Origin of the sequence: Bacillus salipaludis (assembly GCF_030938565.1) — a bacterium.
GTDB lineage: Bacteria > Bacillota > Bacilli > Bacillales > Cytobacillaceae > Neobacillus > Neobacillus salipaludis_A.
In genome coordinates, this window is the sequence record NZ_JAVGVR010000001.1 from 2,447,848 (window position 1) to 2,466,598 (window position 18,751).

The following is an 18,751-nucleotide window of genomic DNA, read 5'->3' on the forward strand; positions in this document are numbered from 1 at the left end:
GAAAATCTAACATATAATTGACATATTTTCTAACACCAAATATAATAACAATATGAATTACGAAAAAGGGAGGCGAGGATAGGTGAGCGGAAAAGAAATTCGCCGTTCCATGCCACTGTTTCCCATCGGAACAGTCATGCAGCTAACGGAATTAACTGCAAGACAAATCCGATACTACGAAGAGCACGAATTAATTTCTCCAGCAAGAACGGATGGAAACAGGCGTTTATTTAGTTTAAATGACATTGACCGGCTTTTAGAGATCAAGGATTTAATTGATCAAGGGGTCAATATGGCTGGGATCAAACAGCTATTTCTTGTGAAGGAGCAACAAACCAATATTATTCAACAGCAGTCTGAAAAATCCAAACGCGAGTTAACGGATGAACAGCTTAGAAAACTACTTCGCAATGAATTGTTGCATAGCAACAAATTGAGTCGTCCAACTTTAAGACAGGGAGATATGTCACGCTTTTTCCATTAATCATTTAATTATTAGTAGGGGGTAATAAAATGGCTAAGTATACTAAAGCAGATATTCAACGTTTGGCACAAGAAGAAAATGTTAAATTTATTCGTTTACAATTCACAGATATCCTTGGAACGATTAAAAATGTCGAAATTCCAATCAGCCAATTAGAAAAAGCATTAGATAACAAAATGATGTTTGATGGTTCTTCTATTGAAGGATTTGTACGAATTGAAGAATCCGATATGCGCCTTCATCCTGACCTTGATACTTGGGTTGTTTTCCCTTGGACTGCGGAAAAAGGTAAAGTTGCCCGCTTAATTTGTGATATCTATACTCCGGATGACAAACCATTTGCCGGTGACCCTCGTAATAACCTGAAACGTGTTCTAGCAGAGATGAAAGAACTTGGCTTCACAAACTTTAACTTAGGGCCTGAGCCGGAATTCTTCTTATTTAAGTTAGATCAAAAAGGTGAACCAACATTAGAACTTAATGACCAAGGCGGCTACTTTGACTTAGCGCCAACCGATTTAGGGGAAAACTGCCGTCGTGATATCGTCCTTGAGCTTGAAGAAATGGGCTTTGAAATTGAAGCATCTCATCATGAAGTAGCTCCTGGGCAACACGAAATTGACTTTAAATATGCGGATGCCGTTACAGCTTGTGACCAAATTCAAACATTTAAGCTTGTTGTAAAAACCATCGCACGCAAACATGGTTTACACGCAACATTTATGCCGAAACCATTATTCGGAGTGAACGGTTCCGGAATGCACTGTAATCTCTCTTTATTTAAAGATGGTAAAAATGCATTTTATGAGCCAACAGGTGACCTTGAATTGAGTGATACAGCTCGTCAATTTATCGCTGGAATCTTGAAGCATGCTCCAAGCTTTACAGCAGTTACAAACCCAACAGTTAACTCATATAAGCGTTTAGTACCAGGTTACGAAGCACCTTGTTATGTTGCTTGGTCTGCACAAAACCGTTCACCATTAATTCGTATTCCAGCTTCACGTGGAATGAGCACACGTGTAGAAGTGCGAAGCGTTGACCCAGCAGCAAACCCATATCTTGCACTAGCGGTTCTATTAAAAGCAGGATTAGATGGAATTAAAAATAATATTACACCTCCTGCTGCAGTCGATCGCAATATCTATGTAATGAGCAAGGAAGAAAGAATCGAAGAGGGCATTATCGATCTTCCTGCAACATTAGCACAAGCATTAGATCAGTTAAAAAACAATGAAACTATGGTTGCTGCTCTAGGTGAACATATTTTCGAACATTTTGTTGAAGCGAAAGAAATTGAGTGGGATATGTTCCGTACAGTAGTTCACCCATGGGAAAGAGAACAATACATGTCTATGTATTAATACAAAAAACTCCTAAGCACATTGCTGCTTAGGAGTTTTATTATTATGCAAGTAAGCTTTTTGGATTTAGGGGGCTCCATTTATTCTGAACCATTTTGCTTGAATTGCTTATAACCGGTCAGAACTAAATCACCACTGATCCCTGCGGTAATCGAGATGGTCATTTTTTCAACATAAGAATTAGGGGAAATATACAAAACAAGGAGCAGTGAAGCAAAGGCGCCAAGAAGCATTTCTTCTAAAAATCCAAGGTATATAAACTTTTTGGTCTTACGCGGCATGATGATTTTTCCGTGCTTTCGAACATGTCCAATAATTCCAACTATACCACCAATTACGAAAGAGAAAATAATGTCTTTTAACACAGTTTCTCAACCTCCTTAAGCCTAAATTTTTGACCTAAGGTAAATCTTGGTGTAATTCCATTATATTAAAATTGTATTCTATAAAGAATGGGTAAAAAATACTGAATTTTCAATATTTGTAAAATAAAAATAGTGAAATCTCCAAAAAAAAGAGTCAGCACATTATTTTGTACTGACTTCTTATTATTAATGTATATGTCGATAAACACCAATCACTTTTCCCAAAATTGAGACATTCCTTAAAATGATTGGTTCCATTGCGGAATTTTCCGGCTGAAGGCGAATATAATCCTTTTCTTTAAAAAATCGTTTACAGGTTGCCTCATCTTCCTCAGTCATAGCGACAACAATATCACCATTATTTGCGGTTGGCTGCTGTTTAACAATGACATAATCCCCATCAAGGATTCCTGCTTCAATCATACTTTCACCCATAATTTCCAACATAAATACATGTTCATCAGATGGGGCAAGTCTTTCGGGAAGTGGAAAATATTCTTCAACATTTTCTATCGCTGTAATCGGAAGCCCGGCGGTTACCTTACCGACAACAGGAACATTGACAACGTTATTTCTTGGGATTTGAGCTGTTTCATCTACTTCTAAAATTTCGATTGCTCTTGGTTTAGTAGGGTCTCTTCTAATAAGCCCTTTACTTTCTAATCTAGCTAAATGACCGTGAACGGTAGAGCTGGAAGCAAGACCGACTGCCTCACCGATTTCCCGAACAGAGGGTGGATACCCTTTTTTCTTTACCTCGCCTTTAATGAAATCAAGAATATCCTGCTGCCGTTTAGAAATTTTAGCCATGGTAATTTCCACCTCGCTACTAGTAATTGTTACCTTAATTATAGCATGTTCGCCAATTTTATACAAACATAAGTTCGAATATCATTGACAACAAACAAACGTTCGTTTTATAATAAAATCAATTAAAACGAACATATATTCTGTTGAGAGGTGTTTGTAATGAAAAAAATATGGACCAAATATTCATTTTCTATTATTCTAATTGGATTAAGCTGCCTGCTAGCTTTTATACTTTCGATTGATTTTAGTTCAACTGCAAATGACCACTATAAAAAAATTACTGTTTCGGAAGGTGATTCCCTTTGGAAAATTTCTAAGGAATACTCAAATGAGCATTCTCTTACCAATAAGGAATTTGTAAATTGGGTTAAACTCCATAATAAAATAGAAGATGAACACATTTATCCAGGTGAAGAGATTGTTATTCCCGTTAACAAGAAAACCTTTTCTACTACAGAGTTAGCAAGTGCAGCTGAAGAATAGAAAGAGAGAATAAGTATGAAAGCAATTATTTATTGCCGAGTCAGTACAACGAAAGAGACACAGGAAACCTCACTTAAAAGGCAGGAGGAAGAACTCATCCAGCTCGCTAAACAGTATCATTTTGATGTTGTAGCCATCATTAAGGAACAAGCAAGTGGTTATGAACTGGAAAGAGATGGGATCCTTCAACTGCTTCAAAAAATTAAAGATGAACCGATCCAGGCCGTATTAATTCAGGATGAAACGAGACTGGGCAGAGGTAATGCAAAGATTGCTCTGTTGCATTGTGTTTTAAAAGAAGATATAAAGCTTTTTAGTATATCACACAACGGAGAACTGCAGCTTTCTGAATCAGATTCAATGGTGTTACAAATTGTTGGGATGGTAGAGGAATACCAGCGCAAGCTCCATAACATCAAAATAAAACGTGGTATGAAAAGGGCAGTCCAGCAAGGATACAAACCTGAGAAAAATCTTAAGAATCTCGGAGAAAACTCAGGCAGGGAAAAAATTGATGCACCTATTGAAGAAATTGTCAGGCTAAGAAAAAACAAATTGACCTTTGCTGAAATTGCCGCTACCTTAAGGGGATTTGGTTATAATATTTCAAAAGCAACCGTACATAGACGATATCAAGAATATATTCAAAAAGAAGAAGATTAAACAATTACCTTGTCAGACGGAGCTTTTTCTAGTAAAATCAGTTGTCATGGATTTAGTATTTATGATAACTTGCTTCGAAAGGTGGGTTTAATTTGCTTTCAAAGGAAAAATTAGCGAGAATTAATGAATTAGCAAGAAAATCAAAATCAACTGGATTAACGGAACTAGAAGCAAAAGAACAATCAAAATTAAGAAGTGAATATTTAGCTGTTTTCCGTTCTAGTATGTTAAATACATTAACGAACACCAAAATTATCGATCCACTAGGTAATGATGTAACACCTGATAAAATCAAGGCTAGAAAAAAGAATAACTTACATTAAAAGAGGGCAGGAATACATTTTTGTATTCCTCTTTTACATATTAAAGCGCTTTCTGTGGGAAAATATAAAATGATAAGGCTTACAAAAACTAATTTTGATGCAATTAGTTGAATAAATCGGAACGGGACTATAATATTATTGGTGTACTTATAATCCTATTATTCAGGAAAGGATGTAATTTATGTTTGATATGATTGATGCATTATCGGTAACCTCCATTCGCACACTTTCTATTGATGCGATTGAAAAAGCTAATTCAGGCCACCCTGGAATGCCAATGGGTGCTGCACCAATGACTTATACATTATGGACTCGCTTTATGAACCATAATCCAAAGAATCCTCAATGGTTTAACCGTGATCGTTTTGTATTATCCGCCGGACATGGTTCCGCGTTGTTATACAGCATGCTTCATTTGTCCGGTTACAATGTAACAATGGATGATTTAAAGCAATTTCGTCAATGGGGCAGTAAAACACCTGGTCACCCGGAATATGGTCACACTGAAGGGGTAGAAGCAACAACAGGACCACTTGGCCAAGGTATTGCCATGGCGGTCGGAATGGCAATGGCAGAGCGCCATGTAGCAAGTGTTTACAATAAGGATAAATATGAACTTGTGAATCATTATACATACAGTATCTGTGGTGATGGTGATTTAATGGAGGGTGTGTCTGCTGAAGCCGCATCACTTGCAGGTCATTTAAAATTAGGACGTTTAGTTGTTTTATATGATTCAAATGATATTTCTCTTGATGGAGACCTAGATAAATCGTTCTCTGAGAGTGTTAAAGAACGTTTTCAAGCCTATGGATGGCAGTATATTCGTGTAGAAGATGGCAACAACCTTGAAGAAATTTCAAAAGCCCTTGAAGAAGCGAGAAGTGATTTAGACCGTCCAACAATGATTGAAGTGAAGACAGTCATTGGCTATGGTTCACCAAACCGCGCAGGAACTTCCGGTGTTCACGGTGCTCCATTAGGTGCGGCTGAATTAAAATTGACAAAAGAAGCTTATAAGTGGACCTTTGAAGAAGACTTCCATGTACCACAAGAAGTATATGAAAACTTCCAGAAGCTTATTGTTGAAAATGGAGAAAAGAAAGAAAAAGAATGGAATGACCTTTTTGAACAGTACAAAAAGGAATACCCTGAACTTGGTTCACAGCTTGAAAAAGCATTAAATCATGAACTTCCAGAGGGCTGGGACAAAGATATTCCAGTTTACCAAGAGGGAAAAAGCCTTGCTAGCCGTGCATCTTCAAGTGAAGTGCTTAATGGCATTGCGAAAAATTTACCAATCTTAATTGGCGGCTCTGCAGACCTTGCTGGATCAAATAAAACTTTAATCAAAGGCTCTAATGACTTCATGCCTGATTCCTATGAAGGCCGTAATATCTGGTTTGGCGTTCGTGAATTTGCAATGGGAGCAGCAATGAACGGAATTGCGCTTCATGGCGGTGTTAAGGTATTCGGCGGAACATTCTTTGTTTTCTCTGACTACTTACGTCCATCCATTCGTCTAGCTGCGTTAATGGGATTACCAGTTACGTATGTGTTTACCCATGACAGTATTGCAGTTGGGGAAGATGGTCCAACACATGAGCCAATCGAACAAATTGCCGCTTTGCGAGCAATGCCGAATCTTTCCCTCATTCGCCCGGCAGATGGGAATGAAACAGCGGCAGCATGGAAACTTGCTGTTGAGTCAACAAACAAGCCAACGGCTCTTGTACTGACTCGCCAAGATCTACCTACGATCAAAGGTACTGATGTAAATGCGTATGAAGGTGTTTCAAAAGGTGCTTACGTTATTTCTGCTTCTGAAAAAGAAACTCCAGACGCATTGTTGCTAGCAACTGGTTCTGAAGTAGGACTAGCTGTGGAAGCTCAAAAAGCATTAGCAGGAGAAGGTATACAGGTTTCTGTAGTCAGCATGCCTTCTTGGGATCGCTTTGAAGCTCAATCAAAAGAATACAAAGATTCTATTCTTCCTAAGAATGTGAAAAAACGTCTTGGAATTGAAGTGGGTGCTTCCTTAGGCTGGCATAAATATGTAGGAGACGAAGGAGATGTACTAGCCATTGATAAATTTGGCGCCTCTGCTCCTGGTGAAAAAATTATGGAAGAATACGGCTTTACAGTAAATAACGTGGTGGCTCGTTTAAAAGCATTATTATAAAAATATTACCTTTTCATTGAGAGGACAGCTTATAATGGCTGTTCTCTTTTTATATTGATAAAGTTTTTTAATCTTAGAAATTTTCCACCGTATTAAGGTGAATTTGTAGGCTTTTTATTACATATATGAAAATCGACAAAAATAGTGAAAGTTTTTGCCGCCGAAAGACAAAAGTTTTGATTTTGTTTTTTTATAATAGAAAAAAGGGCTTTTGGCGAAGGAGAGATTGTGGTGAGAAACTATCGGCTATATTTAATAGAAGATGAATTTGCCGCCCATTACTTCGGAAGAGAGAGCATGTTTTTTCAGCTTTTTCGTGAACATGAAAGAGCATTCGGCGAGCTAAAATATATTACAGGAAAACAAATTACTTATATAACCAAAACGGTTGAGGTATTAAAAATTCATAAACTTTTGCAGAAACAACTTGGTAAAATAAAGGGATTTAAGGCGGACCATGGCACATATTCTATTGAATTGAATGGAAGACTAAGTACAGCAAAATTAGCCGTCTTCCAGGATTTCATATCAGTAGAAGCAACTGGCAGCTATGAAGCAGAAACAGTGTTTTTTGAAGTTCTTAGGAAATGTGAATCTTCGTTTTTAGCAATCGACTTAGAACACGAGCGTTTTGGCTGGTTAAAGCCGATTAAAGAAAGAAAATATGTATAATTAAAAACGGATATTGTATATTCCTAATAATTTTAGTACACTGTGTATGGTAGACAACATGAAGGAGGAAATTTAATGATGTACGTTCTAGTTGGTATACTGGCATTAGCTGCTGGTGTAGCACTAGGATTTTTCATTGCTCGTAAGTATATGATGAGCTATTTAAAGAAAAATCCGCCAATTAATGAACAAATGCTTAAAATGATGATGATGCAAATGGGTATGAAACCTTCACAAAAGAAGATCAACCAAATGATGAATGCTATGAATAAGCAGCAATCAAAATAAAAGACAAGCACTCGTGTAAATGGGTGCTTTTTTTCATGCTTTTCAATTGAATTTCGAAATCTTTATTATTTTTCGAAAATTTGTTAAAATAAAAATCCTATAGATAGAGATTTCGGGGGAGTGTACATGAAGGTCTTTTTGGATTTGGGCTGGTTTTTTAAGCAAGAGAAAAAATCGTACATAACAGGAACGCTTTTATTATTATTCGTCGCGCTGCTTCAACTGGTTCCTCCGAAAGTAATCGGGATAATTGCAGATCATATAAAGGAAGGAACAATGACAACCGGTATCTTGGTAGAGTGGGTGGGTATTCTTGTTGTGGTTGCTCTGATGATGTATGGATTGCGATATTATTGGAGAATGATGATATTTGGTTCATCGGTGAAACTCTCTAAAATTCTACGAAACCAGTTGTATCAGCATTTCACCAATATGTCTCCGTCATTTTATCAAAAGCGCCGTATTGGTGACCTGATGGCCCATGCGACCAATGACCTGCAGGCCATTCAGCAAACAGCAGGTGCCGGTGTTCTTACCCTCGTTGATTCACTGTCTACTGGTGGGTTCGTTATCTTGGCAATGGCGTTTTCAATCAGCTGGAAGCTTACGTTAATTTGCCTTATTCCGATGCCGTTTATGGCGATGTTGACCAGCTGGTTCGGCACAATGCTGCACCGAACTTTTCACAAAGCACAGGAGGCGTTTTCATCCTTAAATGATAAAACACAGGAAAGCATTACCGGGATAAAGGTTATTAAAACCTTTGGTCAGGAAAAAGAAGATATCGAGGATTTTCGAAAACAATCAGAGGATGTGGTTCAAAAAAATATCGTTGTTGCGAAAATAGATTCGCTTTATGATCCGACGATATCGGTTATTGTTGGGATTTCCTTTTTCCTCTCGATTGTCTTCGGTGCAAAATATGTTATCAATGGGGAGCTGACCATTGGGGAACTGATTTCATTTACCACCTATTTGGGACTCTTAATTTGGCCAATGCTCGCGTTTGGTTGGTTGTTTAATATTGTTGAACGTGGACGCGCTTCTTATGACCGTGTATCAACACTTCTTGGTGAACCGATAGAAATCCGCGATTCTAAAGAAGCATTAGATTTAGTCCCAACAGGAGATATACAATATGAAATTTCGGAGTTTACTTATCCAGATGAGACGGAAGCTAAGTTAAAGGATATCTCCTTTGTATTAAATCAAGGGGAAACGCTCGGAATCGTTGGTAAAACAGGTGCTGGAAAAACGACGCTATTGAAACTGCTCGTCCGTGAATTCGAAAATGACCGCGTGGAAATTTTGTTTGGTGGAAAAAGCATTCAAGCATACAAACTGGAAAAACTTCGCGAGGCGATCGGGTATGTTCCCCAAGATCATTTTCTATTTTCAGCAACTGTGGCTGAAAATATTGCCTTTACCCATCCTGATGCTCCTCTTAGTGATATTCAGGCGGCTGCTGCACTAGCGAAAATTCACGAGGATATTCTTCAATTTACGGATGGATATCAAACCGTTGTAGGGGAACGTGGCGTATCGCTTTCCGGTGGGCAAAAACAACGGATATCGATTGCTAGAGCGCTCCTGATGAATCCAGAAGTGTTGGTGCTGGATGATTCCTTGTCTGCTGTTGATGCAAAAACCGAGGAAGCAATACTGTCCGCCTTACGAGAGAACCGAGCAGGGAAAACGACCATCATTACTTCGCATCGGTTAAGCGCAATTCAACATGCTAATCTGATTCTTGTTTTAGATGAGGGGAAAATCATCGAAAGAGGGACGCATGATGAGTTGATGGATTCTAATGGGTGGTATAAAGAAATGTATTTACACCAGCAGCTTGAGGAGTTGGTAGAGCATGGGGGGCACTAAGATGGAAAAAGCAGCTTTTATGAACAAAACAACAGATAAAAAAGTCTTGTTTCGGCTGCTCTCTTATACAAAACCACATAAAAAAGCACTGAGTTGGGGGTTCCTATTCCTTTTGCTCACCACGATAGGAGATATCGTCGGTCCGATTCTCGTAAAAATATTTATCGATGATTATTTAACACCTGGGAAATTAACATTTAAGCCCTTACTGATATTAGGTTCAGTGTATATGGGAATCCAAATCATCAAAGCCATCTTGATGTTTTTTCAATTAGTTAAGTTCCAAGAAATTGCCTTAAAAATCATCCAACAATTGCGGATTGATGTGTTTTCTAAGGTTCAGGCCTTGGGGTTACGTTATTTTGATCAAACACCGGCAGGGAGTATCGTTTCAAGGGTGACCAATGATACCGAAGCGATAAAAGACATGTTTGTGACGGTCTTGGCCACGTTTATTCAAAGTGGATTTTTGTTAATTGGAATTTTTATCGCGATGTTTATCTTAAATGTAAAGCTTGCTGTTCTTTGTGTGGTCATCATCCCAATTGTGTTGCTGGTCATGAACCTCTACCGAAAATACAGCTCCCGCTTTTATACCGATATGCGCGAACGTTTAAGCCAATTGAATGCAAAGTTGAGCGAATCATTATCAGGAATGTCAATTATCCAAATGTTTCGTCAGGAAAAAAGACTCCGGAAAGAGTTTGCGGATATCAACGAACAGCATTATCTAGCTGGAATGAAAAACATCAAGGTGGATGGGCTTTTATTAAGACCGGCTATTGATCTGATTTATGTCTTTGGATTAATCATTGTATTAAGTTATTTTGGTATTACTTCCTTCCAACATACAGTTGAGATTGGTGTCCTATATGCGTTTATCAGTTACTTGGACCGTTTTTTTGAGCCGGTGAATCAAATGATGATGCGCCTGTCCTTGTACCAGCAGGCAATTGTTGCCGGGGGCCGTGTATTTAAATTGCTGGATGAAGAAGAGCTGGCACCTGCCCAGCAAGAAGAAGAGTCACTGAACATTGAAGCTGGAAGAATTGAATTTAAGCATTTAAGCTTTTCCTATGATGGGGAGCGGGATGTGCTAAAGAATATATCGTTTACGGCAAACCCGGGAGAAACGGTTGCCCTTGTCGGACATACTGGAAGCGGGAAAAGCTCGATTATTAATTTATTGATGCGTTTTTATGAATATGAGCGTGGTGATATTCTAATAGATGGCGTATCAATTCGTGAGTTTTCGAAAGAAGTATTAAGGGAAAAGCTGGGGCTTGTTTTGCAGGATCCGTTTTTGTTTTATGGGACGGTCAAGGATAATATCCGTTTGCATAATACGGAATTAACGAACGAACAAGTAGTGGAAGCGGCCAAGTTTGTTCAAGCTCATGGTTTTATTGAAAAGCTGGAAGATGGATATGATCATAAAGTGGTGGAGAGGGGTTCTACTTTTTCCAGTGGTCAAAGACAATTGATTGCGTTCGCGCGAACGATTGCAGCGAACCCGAAAATACTTGTATTGGATGAAGCAACCGCTAATATTGATACGGAAACAGAAGAGGCGATTCAAACTGCCCTGGCAAAAATGCGCAAAGGGAGGACAACGATTGCCATTGCCCATCGCTTATCAACAATCCAGGATGCGGACCTTATCCTAGTCCTCCATCAAGGGGAAATTGTCGAGCGTGGAACCCATCAAGAACTACTCTCCCAGGAAGGACTTTATCATAAAATGTTCTTATTACAGAATGGTGCGATGGAACGCTATGAAAATGCGATAAATGAATAAGAAAGAGCCCGGCAGTTTGCTTGCCAGGCTCTCTTATTGACTCACTAATTGGTGAGTTTTTTTTATATAAGTTCGATTATATTCATTTAGTAAATGATCAAGCTCCTGGCTGTAGCGTATAGCAACGGAGGAACTCAAGCCGTTGGTGATCGCGACTTGAATTAATTCAGCTCGCTTTTTTTCGATTAATGCGATTAGTTCTTGTTTGATCACGGCCGATGTCCTTTCCGGAAAACTCCTAAATTGTATGTTCGAAGAATGAATTATCTAAAACTATTAATTTGTTTTACTAGTATAACCTATTGTGGGAATAAATTCAAAGGGATTTGTAAAAAAATATCCATTAGGGCAAGGGATATTATTGGAGTTTTGAGAGTATTTTCTAATAGGGGAAGGAAATGAGCGATAGTCACAAAATATTCATGGTAATCATTATCTTTTAGGCAAAACTTTTGTTAGAATGAAATAGGTATCGACTATATTGGGAGTGTTTATATGTCTGATGTAAATATTTTTCTAGCATTAGGTGCGGGATTTCTTAGCTTTATCTCACCTTGCTGTCTGCCTTTGTATCCGGCATTTTTATCGTATATTACTGGAATGTCAGTAGGGGAACTGAAAAGTGAAAATGCTATGCTTCAAAGGCGGAGTTTGCTACATACATTATTTTTCCTCATAGGTTTTTCGTGCATCTTTATTGCCATTGGATTCGGAACCTCCTTTGTAGGCAGTTTTTTCCGAGAATATAAAGATCTTATTCGCCAGCTGGGCGGAATATTTATTATTTTCTTTGGTTTGATGATTGTGGGGATCTTAAGCCCAGAATTCTTGATGAAAGACCGTAAATTCGAATTTAAAAATCGTCCATCCGGTTATATTGGATCCATATTAATTGGAATGGCCTTTGCGGCTGGCTGGACACCATGTACCGGACCCATTCTTTCTTCTGTTATCCTTTTAGCAACATCAAACCCGGGTTCTGGTGTCTTATATATGACTGCGTATTCTCTTGGATTTGCGATTCCATTTTTTATTCTCTCCTTCTTTGTCGGACGCATGAAATGGATCAAGAAATATAGTCAGAAGATTGTAAAAATCGGAGGCTATATCATGATTGTCATGGGGATTATTCTCTTCTTCGACTGGATGACAAAAATTATTACTGTTTTTCAAAGCTTATTTGGCGGCTTTAGTGGTTTTTAATTTGAAATAACTTGAAAATCCTGTGAATATTCTTTGTTTTCAAATATAATAGACTCATAAATGGATAATTTTTATTCGAGGATGCTCGTTTTGCATCCATAGTGGGGGAAGTGAATTGGCAAGAATATTGATAGTGGATGATAAAAGTTTAATGAGAAATACCTTAAAGGCGATTTTAAATAAAACAGACCACGTTGTTGTCGGGGAAGCAGAAAACGGAATGGAAGCTATCCAGCTTTTCAAAGAATTGAAACCCGATATGGTAACAATGGATATAACCATGCCGAAAATGAGCGGACTAGAAGCGATTAAAGTTATTCGCCGGGATTTTCCTGAGGCAAAGGTGATTATGTGCTCAGCAATGGGTCAGCAAAAAATTATTATGGAGGCCATTGAGGCAGGGGCAAAAGATTTTATTGTTAAACCATTCGACGATTGCCGCGTGATGGAAGCACTCAATCGGGCTTTAAAATAGATAACCATTTCAGGGGTTTTCCCGAAATGGTTTTTCATTTTCCAGTTTGTGGATGTATTGCTTTGATTTTTTTAAAATGGGATTAAAATCTGATTAATAAGTTGCAAATATCTTTTTCTAACATAAATTTTTGATATATAATGAGTAAGAAAAATATGTAGATAAGGAATGAATATCCTATGAACACGGTTGTTATCTCTTCAATCGGTGCTGTATTTATGGCCATTATGGTCATGTTCGTCCGTCTTAAAGCGGCAAAAAAACCGACAAATGCAAGAAAAATTATCTTACCTCCCTTTTTCATGGCGACAGGAGCGTTAATGTACGTGGTTCCCAAGTTTAGGCTGAATGGATGGGAAATCGTTGAGGCAGTCGTTGTAGGGGCTCTATTTTCCATTTTTCTAATTAAAACCTCGAAGTTTGAAATTCGAGATAACGATATTTATTTAAAACGTTCAAAGGCTTTTATTTTTATCTTAGTGGGTCTGTTGGTTATTAGGATTGCTTTAAAATCAGTACTAAGCTCAACTATTGATCCGTTCCAATTAAGCGGAATGTTCTTCCTGCTTGCATTTAGTATGCTTTTGCCATGGCGAATTGCCATGTATGTGGACTATAAGAAGCTTTATAGGGAGCTTCATTTGACTAAAAAGTAGTACGGTGAGCACTGGTCCTTTTGGGGATCGGTGTTTTTTATTTAAGGGGTGGCCTAAAAAGGGTTAAAAAAAGAGAGACAAAAATAAAAACCGTCAACATTTCTGGACGGTTTAGAACAAATGCTCATAGGGAGCCACATCAATTCTATTTTCAAAAAGTTTTTTACGTAAAAATTTATGATCCCTTTTCGGAGTAGCCTGGATATAACCGCGAATTACTAATTCCTCGGTAATTTTTGGAGCATTCTCTTTTAACGCAATTTCTCCAATTTTACCGGCAATTTTATGCCTCGCTACATCACGGAATAATTCGGGAACTGGACTTACCAAATCTTCAAGAAGGAGTTTCTCTTCGTCGCTCCACAGGTGACGGGATTCGTTCACATAGAATTCTTCCCAGTCCATTACGGACTTACCGTCTTCTTTCGGCATCTTTTTCAAAAACTTACGGAACATAAAGAATCCGCCAATTCCAAACGAAGTAATCAGGAACACAACCCAAAATAAAATAAACCATAAAAACCAACCATGAAGCATTTTCTTCACCTACAAAAAAACATTTTTTCATCTTATTATAGTCTGTTTGCAGGAAAGAAGACAAGTAAACCGGTAAAACTTTACGATTTGGTGAAAGGTATTGTAAGCAGGTTGGTTTTATTAGTATAATAATATTCGTCCACATTTATGGGGCTGAAAGGGGTACTGGTGTCCTCCTCGGTCTTCAAAACCGCATGAGACCACCGTGTGTGGTCTGGTGGGTTCGATTCCCACGCAGTCCCGCCAAAAAATATGCAATTTTCAGTAGTTTTTTTGTTTAACTGTTCATTTAAATATAATAGGTTTCTTCTTTTAAAGATTTAAAAAGCTATTGTAGGTTCATAATTATATGCATAAGCACTTTAGTCCTTGTGCTTTTTGATCTTTCTTCTACCAAGTTCATCTTACCCCTAAATTTTTATACTTTGCAAAATAACCACAAAGAATACAAAAGAGAATCTGAATGAATTCAGATTCTCTTTTGTGAAAATAAGAAGAGCAAACTTCAGATTTGCCCTTCTTATTTTTTATGCATTTGGATATTCCTTTAAAAAGTCGACAAATGCTTTAACTGGCGATAGGGAAAGCGACCTTTCACGGTAAAGCAGCCAGGATTTTCTTGTTATTAGTTTGTTATTCTTTTTAGTGATTTTTATTTTATGAACATCTTCATCTTTTAATAAGCACATAGAAGGCAGAATTGCGTAGCCCAGACCCATTAGAACCATTTGTTTACATGTATCAATGCGGTCTACTTCCATGTTAATGGTAGGAGGGGTCTCAAAGGTTTCCTGCCACCAATTATCGATTGTTGTCTTTAAGGATTGGTCAGTTTCGTAATTAACCCTAGGAAGTTTAGGTAAGTCCTTAATATTTTTGATCGGATCTTTGGAGACGATGACAATAGGTTCCTCACGAAACAAATATTTTCCTTCGGGCCAGACATAATTACCTCTTACAAAACCGAGATGAACTTCTTCTTTATGAAGCATATGGTTAATCTCAGTGCTCCAGCCAGTTTTTAAATGAATTTCAACATTTGGATACAGTGACGCAAATTCTTTTAAAATGAAAGGGAGTTCAAACCTTGCGATAGTACTTGAAACTCCCATTCTTAGTACTCCTTTAATTTCATGGCCCATGTTTTGGACGTATTCTTTTGTATTTCGAAGCTGTAAGATCATATTTACGGCATATTGGGCAATATATTCACCTTCGGAGGTGAATTCTACTCCTCTTTTTCCTCGAGCAACAATCATCGTTCCAAATTCTTTTTCCAATTGCTGTAACCGATAGGTCAAAGCCGGTTGGGAAATGTAAAGTTTTTCAGCTGCTTTAGTAATATTACGCTCTTCATAGATCGTCTGAAGAATGGTCCAATCCTTCTCATTCATCGTTTCAGGAATCCCCCTATCCATAAGCAATACTTATCTAATAATAGCAAATAAACAAATTATTTTTATGATTCCTATTATACTATTATTATAAAAATTGAAATATAAAAATAACAATTTATTTAGTTCTCGTGCAAAAAAATAGAGAAGAATACCTATAATAGACCTACCTTCCATTAAGGTGCGTCTATTTTTTAATGAAACTATTTCCGGTTTTTATTGGTGTGATAATATGTATTAGCTATTTGTTTGTGATATTTATCACTCGCATATATCACTTTTTGTTATTTTGCTATTATTAGGCTGTAATTTAAACGTATGAGAATATCACTTTTCTAAGATAAAAAAATTTTATGGTAGTTTATAAACAATCAGTATTTTTTTTATTCAATAAATTATGATAATTTTTAAATACCACCTTTAATAAGCTTATTAAGTTGAGAAAAAGTAACAAAGAAGAGACTTGGATAGAAGATGAAAAATGGGAGGGAATTGTCATAAGTAGAACTACGGGGCTTAACATTGCAAATCGTATGGATCGTTTACCTATTTCTTCGATTCATAAGAAAGTTATTTTTGCTTTAGCAGTTGCTTATTTTTTTGAATTTGCAGATTTGAATACGTTTTCATACGCTGCACCTGCATTAGTGAAACAGTGGAATTTGCCAATGCATCTTATAGCCACCATTAACTCCAGTGCCTTCTTCGGAATGTTTTTGGGGGCTTCCTTAGGCGGCTGGCTTGGCGATAAAGCAGGAAGAAAGAAATCTATTATTATATCACTAGTACTATTATCTGTATTTTCGGCGTTGAATGCCCTTTCTTGGGATGTATGGTCACTTTCAATTGCCAGATTTGTAACAGGGATGGCTACTTCAGCTTTATTGGTGAATGCAAATACTTACATCATTGAATTCTTCCCAAAAGCTGTTCGTGGGAAGTATCAAGGATTGGCAGTAGCAATTGGTATTACGGGTATCCCAATTACGGGTTATGTTGCTAGTTGGGTAATTCCTATGGCGGATTTTGGATGGAGACTTGTATTTGTATGGGGAGCGTTGGGAATCTTCGCTTTATTCGGAATCGTAAAATTGTTTGAAATACCACGTTGGTATGAAATGAAGGGACAAGTAAATAAAGCGAAAGCAACCATTGAACAAATTGAAAAAATCGTTGCAAGTGAAAAAGGTCCTTTAGCTAAGCCAGATCCTGAGATTGCAATTGCTCCAGTAACTACAGGTAAAATGTCTGATGTCTTCAAGGGAATTTACCTTAAACGTACAACCATTCTAATTGTAGTTTGGATTCTTCAAACAATCGCTTTCTATGGATTTGGATCATGGGTTCCAACTTTATTGGTAAAACAAGGAATTGATATCTCGCATACCCTACTTTATAGCACATTAATTACCTTAGGTGCTCCATTAGGTTCATTAACAGGTGCAATGATTTCGGACCGCTTTGAGAGAAAAACAAATATTATTGCTTCCTGCTTCTTCATTGCCATTGCTGTCTTCTTATTCGGGGCCACATTGAATCCTGTTTTGATCGTTATCTTTGGTTTCCTTATTAACTATATCGAAAGAACCTTCTCATCAAATCTATATACTTATACATCAGAACTTTACGGAACAGAAGTGCGTTCTTTTGGTCAAGGATTGACATATGGAATTGGCCGTGCTTCCAATGTTATCGGGCCATTTATTATTAGTTTTGTATACACAGGATTTGGATACTTAAATGTGTTTGGTCTTATCTCAGTTGTTTGGGCTTTAACAGCTGTAGCAATATTCTTTGGTCCACGTACTTCTAAGAGAAGTCTTGAAGAAATCAACGGGACTCAATCGAACAATAAATATCAAGCATCATCTAATCTTTAATCTAAAAAACGGCACCCTGCGGGGTGTCGTTTTCAATCACCGACGCTAAATATATAGTTATCAGAATATTGGGGATACTGGGGGCAATACAATATGTTTGATTATGGGCAATTACATAAAATTCCAAATGTTATTATGAGAGGAGGAACCAGCAAAGGGCTTATCTTAAGAAGATCAGACCTTCCTGCAGATCCTGCTTTAAGGGATGGAGTCATCTTATGGATTTATGGCAGTCCTGACAACAGCCAAATTGATGGTTTAGGAGGGGGAACCTCAACAACCAGCAAATTAGCAATCGTTGGTCCTTCCACACATCCTGATGCACACATTGATTACACTTTTGGTCAAGTTAGCCTGGATCGGCAAGTGGTTGACTATAATGTTACTTGCGGAAATTTTGTTACTGCAGTTGGATTGTATGCTGTGGAAGAAGGATATGTCCCATTAACTGAACCAATCACTGCTGTGAACATATATAACACAAATACAGATAAGATGATATTTGTGGAAATACCGGTGAAAAATGGACAAATCAATATGAGGGTGAATTTTCGATCACTGGTGTTCCGGAAAAGCAGCTCAAATCATGCTTAACTTTTTAGATGCAGGTGGAACATTTACAGGAAAAACACTCCCATCCAGTAACCCTTCAGATATCATCAAGCTGGAGGATGGAAGGGAATATGAAGTTAGCATTGTTGATTGTGTCAATACGCTCATATTTGTGCGCGCAGAAGATGTTGGCCAAACTGGAACAAAGCTTCCCAACGAAGTAAACGCAAATACTAATTTACTTGATATACTAGAAAAAATTCGTGTCAAAGCCGGAATCAAGATTGGCCTTATCAAAGAAGGTGAACAGGTTTCCCCTTACACTCACGCATTGCCAAAAAGAGTAATGGTCTCAAATCCAAAGGACTATCAAACGGTTGATCAACAACATGTCAAAAATGAAGATATTGATGTTCTTTCACGTTATATTACGATGGGATCCCTTCATCGTGCCCATGCAGTAAGCGGAGCAATGGGTCTTGCGGCGGCATTAAAAATTACGGGAACCATTCCGAATCAAATTGTTTCCGGGGGGCTTAATGGAATCCGGGTTGGACATCCTTCAGGAACCTTATATGAAGCTGCAGAGGTGGAGAAAATTGGAGATCAATGGCAGTAGATCGGTCTGGAAATGGCCGCACAGCAAGAAGGCTAATGGAAGGTTATGCATATGTACCTGCTTCTATTTTTACAGGTGGGAAGCATGCAGCAATGGTTTAACACTATTTTGATAGGATTATTTTG

At 37.8% G+C, this 18,751-nt stretch carries 21 protein-coding genes and 1 tRNA gene; 17 read left to right on the forward strand and 5 right to left on the reverse strand.

Annotation, left to right across the window (positions count from 1 at the left end):
* The first annotated feature begins 82 nt into the window (after window positions 1-82).
* Together RCG21_RS12050 and glnA are read left to right on the forward strand one after the other, a co-directional pair.
* Window positions 83-484, forward strand: a complete 402-nt coding sequence (locus tag RCG21_RS12050; protein WP_133332353.1) for a MerR family transcriptional regulator — start codon at window positions 83-85, stop codon at window positions 482-484.
* 29 nt (window positions 485-513) lie between these two features.
* A complete protein-coding gene (gene glnA, locus RCG21_RS12055; RefSeq protein WP_133332352.1) occupies window positions 514-1,848 on the forward strand; it encodes a type I glutamate--ammonia ligase in 1,335 nt (444 codons plus the stop codon).
* An 80-nt stretch (window positions 1,849-1,928) separates the two neighbouring features.
* Here glnA and RCG21_RS12060 read toward each other — a convergent pair whose 3' ends face one another.
* Window positions 1,929-2,213, reverse strand: coding sequence for a DUF4257 domain-containing protein (locus tag RCG21_RS12060; protein ID WP_133332351.1), 285 nt, complete (start codon window positions 2,211-2,213; stop codon window positions 1,929-1,931).
* A gap of 186 nt (window positions 2,214-2,399) precedes the next feature.
* Window positions 2,400-3,023: a transcriptional repressor LexA gene (gene lexA / locus RCG21_RS12065; protein ID WP_026574987.1), complete on the reverse strand. Its 624-nt coding sequence runs from the start codon at window positions 3,021-3,023 to the stop codon at window positions 2,400-2,402.
* 159 nt (window positions 3,024-3,182) lie between these two features.
* On the opposite strand from lexA, the gene yneA reads away from it, so the two are divergent.
* From yneA to RCG21_RS12105, 8 genes are all read left to right on the forward strand, one after another.
* Window positions 3,183-3,506: a cell division suppressor protein YneA gene (gene yneA, locus RCG21_RS12070; RefSeq protein WP_133332350.1), complete on the forward strand. Its 324-nt coding sequence runs from the start codon at window positions 3,183-3,185 to the stop codon at window positions 3,504-3,506.
* Between the two features lie 15 nt (window positions 3,507-3,521).
* On the forward strand, window positions 3,522-4,169 hold the full coding sequence (locus RCG21_RS12075) for a YneB family resolvase-like protein (protein WP_133332349.1): 648 nt from the start codon (window positions 3,522-3,524) through the stop codon (window positions 4,167-4,169).
* Window positions 4,170-4,261: 92 nt separating this feature from the next.
* Complete coding sequence (locus RCG21_RS12080) at window positions 4,262-4,492, forward strand: DUF896 domain-containing protein (protein ID WP_133332348.1); 231 nt, start codon at window positions 4,262-4,264, stop codon at window positions 4,490-4,492.
* 181 nt (window positions 4,493-4,673) lie between these two features.
* Window positions 4,674-6,674, forward strand: coding sequence for a transketolase (gene tkt / locus RCG21_RS12085; RefSeq protein WP_308913196.1), 2,001 nt, complete (start codon window positions 4,674-4,676; stop codon window positions 6,672-6,674).
* 231 nt (window positions 6,675-6,905) lie between these two features.
* Window positions 6,906-7,346 (forward strand): sporulation inhibitor of replication protein SirA, encoded by a 441-nt coding sequence (sirA, locus tag RCG21_RS12090; RefSeq protein ID WP_133332346.1) that lies wholly within the window; start codon window positions 6,906-6,908, stop codon window positions 7,344-7,346.
* Between the two features lie 75 nt (window positions 7,347-7,421).
* Window positions 7,422-7,634 (forward strand): YneF family protein, encoded by a 213-nt coding sequence (locus tag RCG21_RS12095; RefSeq protein ID WP_026574993.1) that lies wholly within the window; start codon window positions 7,422-7,424, stop codon window positions 7,632-7,634.
* 126 nt (window positions 7,635-7,760) lie between these two features.
* Window positions 7,761-9,512, forward strand: coding sequence for an ABC transporter transmembrane domain-containing protein (locus RCG21_RS12100; protein ID WP_133332345.1), 1,752 nt, complete (start codon window positions 7,761-7,763; stop codon window positions 9,510-9,512).
* A 1-nt stretch (window position 9,513) separates the two neighbouring features.
* Window positions 9,514-11,310 carry an ABC transporter ATP-binding protein gene (locus tag RCG21_RS12105; protein ID WP_308913197.1) on the forward strand — a complete coding sequence of 599 codons (1,797 nt, stop codon included), beginning with the start codon at window positions 9,514-9,516 and terminating at the stop codon, window positions 11,308-11,310.
* 33 nt (window positions 11,311-11,343) lie between these two features.
* On the opposite strand, the gene RCG21_RS12110 is transcribed toward RCG21_RS12105, so the two are convergent.
* Window positions 11,344-11,523, reverse strand: a complete 180-nt coding sequence (locus RCG21_RS12110) for an aspartyl-phosphate phosphatase Spo0E family protein (protein ID WP_081810772.1) — start codon at window positions 11,521-11,523, stop codon at window positions 11,344-11,346.
* 282 nt (window positions 11,524-11,805) lie between these two features.
* On the opposite strand from RCG21_RS12110, the gene RCG21_RS12115 reads away from it, so the two are divergent.
* The 3 genes from RCG21_RS12115 (at window position 11,806) to RCG21_RS12125 (ending at window position 13,644) form a co-directional block, all read left to right on the forward strand.
* Window positions 11,806-12,513, forward strand: coding sequence for a cytochrome c biogenesis CcdA family protein (locus RCG21_RS12115; protein WP_133332343.1), 708 nt, complete (start codon window positions 11,806-11,808; stop codon window positions 12,511-12,513).
* Between the two features lie 115 nt (window positions 12,514-12,628).
* Window positions 12,629-12,988: a response regulator gene (locus RCG21_RS12120; protein ID WP_133332342.1), complete on the forward strand. Its 360-nt coding sequence runs from the start codon at window positions 12,629-12,631 to the stop codon at window positions 12,986-12,988.
* A 179-nt stretch (window positions 12,989-13,167) separates the two neighbouring features.
* Window positions 13,168-13,644, forward strand: coding sequence for a CcdC family protein (locus tag RCG21_RS12125; RefSeq protein ID WP_308913198.1), 477 nt, complete (start codon window positions 13,168-13,170; stop codon window positions 13,642-13,644).
* Window positions 13,645-13,755: 111 nt separating this feature from the next.
* Here the strand turns inward: RCG21_RS12125 and RCG21_RS12130 are convergent, their stop codons facing one another.
* Window positions 13,756-14,181: a DUF2621 domain-containing protein gene (locus RCG21_RS12130; RefSeq protein ID WP_133332340.1), complete on the reverse strand. Its 426-nt coding sequence runs from the start codon at window positions 14,179-14,181 to the stop codon at window positions 13,756-13,758.
* A gap of 149 nt (window positions 14,182-14,330) precedes the next feature.
* Between RCG21_RS12130 and RCG21_RS12135 the strand changes: the two genes are divergently transcribed.
* Window positions 14,331-14,427, forward strand: a tRNA-Sec gene (locus tag RCG21_RS12135).
* A 281-nt stretch (window positions 14,428-14,708) separates the two neighbouring features.
* Here the strand turns inward: RCG21_RS12135 and RCG21_RS12140 are convergent.
* Window positions 14,709-15,575: a LysR family transcriptional regulator gene (locus tag RCG21_RS12140; protein ID WP_133332339.1), complete on the reverse strand. Its 867-nt coding sequence runs from the start codon at window positions 15,573-15,575 to the stop codon at window positions 14,709-14,711.
* A gap of 437 nt (window positions 15,576-16,012) precedes the next feature.
* Here RCG21_RS12140 and RCG21_RS12145 point away from each other — a divergent pair, with 437 nt between their 5' ends.
* The 3 genes from RCG21_RS12145 (at window position 16,013) to RCG21_RS12155 (ending at window position 18,626) form a co-directional block, all read left to right on the forward strand.
* Window positions 16,013-17,455, forward strand: coding sequence for an MFS transporter (locus tag RCG21_RS12145; RefSeq protein WP_133332338.1), 1,443 nt, complete (start codon window positions 16,013-16,015; stop codon window positions 17,453-17,455).
* Between the two features lie 93 nt (window positions 17,456-17,548).
* Window positions 17,549-18,049 carry a PrpF domain-containing protein gene (locus RCG21_RS12150; RefSeq protein WP_268884009.1) on the forward strand — a complete coding sequence of 167 codons (501 nt, stop codon included), beginning with the start codon at window positions 17,549-17,551 and terminating at the stop codon, window positions 18,047-18,049.
* Complete coding sequence (locus RCG21_RS12155; protein WP_308913199.1) at window positions 18,042-18,626, forward strand: PrpF domain-containing protein; 585 nt, start codon at window positions 18,042-18,044, stop codon at window positions 18,624-18,626. The genes RCG21_RS12150 and RCG21_RS12155 overlap by 8 nt, the downstream gene beginning before the upstream one ends.
* Window positions 18,627-18,751: the final 125 nt, after the last annotated feature.

What these genes read in the sequence shown, in the direction of transcription:
- yneA (WP_133332350.1), top strand. Translation starts at nt 3,183, where the DNA reads ATGAAAAAAATATGGACCAAATATTCATTTTCTATTATTCTAATTGGA.
- RCG21_RS12115 (WP_133332343.1), top strand. Translation starts at nt 11,806, where the DNA reads ATGTCTGATGTAAATATTTTTCTAGCATTAGGTGCGGGATTTCTTAGC.
- RCG21_RS12150 (WP_268884009.1), top strand. Translation starts at nt 17,549, where the DNA reads ATGTTTGATTATGGGCAATTACATAAAATTCCAAATGTTATTATGAGA.
- lexA (WP_026574987.1), bottom strand. Translation starts at nt 3,023, where the DNA reads ATGGCTAAAATTTCTAAACGGCAGCAGGATATTCTTGATTTCATTAAA.
- RCG21_RS12100 (WP_133332345.1), top strand. Translation starts at nt 7,761, where the DNA reads ATGAAGGTCTTTTTGGATTTGGGCTGGTTTTTTAAGCAAGAGAAAAAA.
- tkt (WP_308913196.1), top strand. Translation starts at nt 4,674, where the DNA reads ATGTTTGATATGATTGATGCATTATCGGTAACCTCCATTCGCACACTT.
- RCG21_RS12155 (WP_308913199.1), top strand. Translation starts at nt 18,042, where the DNA reads ATGCTTAACTTTTTAGATGCAGGTGGAACATTTACAGGAAAAACACTC.
- RCG21_RS12095 (WP_026574993.1), top strand. Translation starts at nt 7,422, where the DNA reads ATGATGTACGTTCTAGTTGGTATACTGGCATTAGCTGCTGGTGTAGCA.
- RCG21_RS12105 (WP_308913197.1), top strand. Translation starts at nt 9,514, where the DNA reads ATGGAAAAAGCAGCTTTTATGAACAAAACAACAGATAAAAAAGTCTTG.
- RCG21_RS12130 (WP_133332340.1), bottom strand. Translation starts at nt 14,181, where the DNA reads ATGCTTCATGGTTGGTTTTTATGGTTTATTTTATTTTGGGTTGTGTTC.
- glnA (WP_133332352.1), top strand. Translation starts at nt 514, where the DNA reads ATGGCTAAGTATACTAAAGCAGATATTCAACGTTTGGCACAAGAAGAA.
- RCG21_RS12075 (WP_133332349.1), top strand. Translation starts at nt 3,522, where the DNA reads ATGAAAGCAATTATTTATTGCCGAGTCAGTACAACGAAAGAGACACAG.
- RCG21_RS12140 (WP_133332339.1), bottom strand. Translation starts at nt 15,575, where the DNA reads ATGAATGAGAAGGATTGGACCATTCTTCAGACGATCTATGAAGAGCGT.
- RCG21_RS12125 (WP_308913198.1), top strand. Translation starts at nt 13,168, where the DNA reads ATGAACACGGTTGTTATCTCTTCAATCGGTGCTGTATTTATGGCCATT.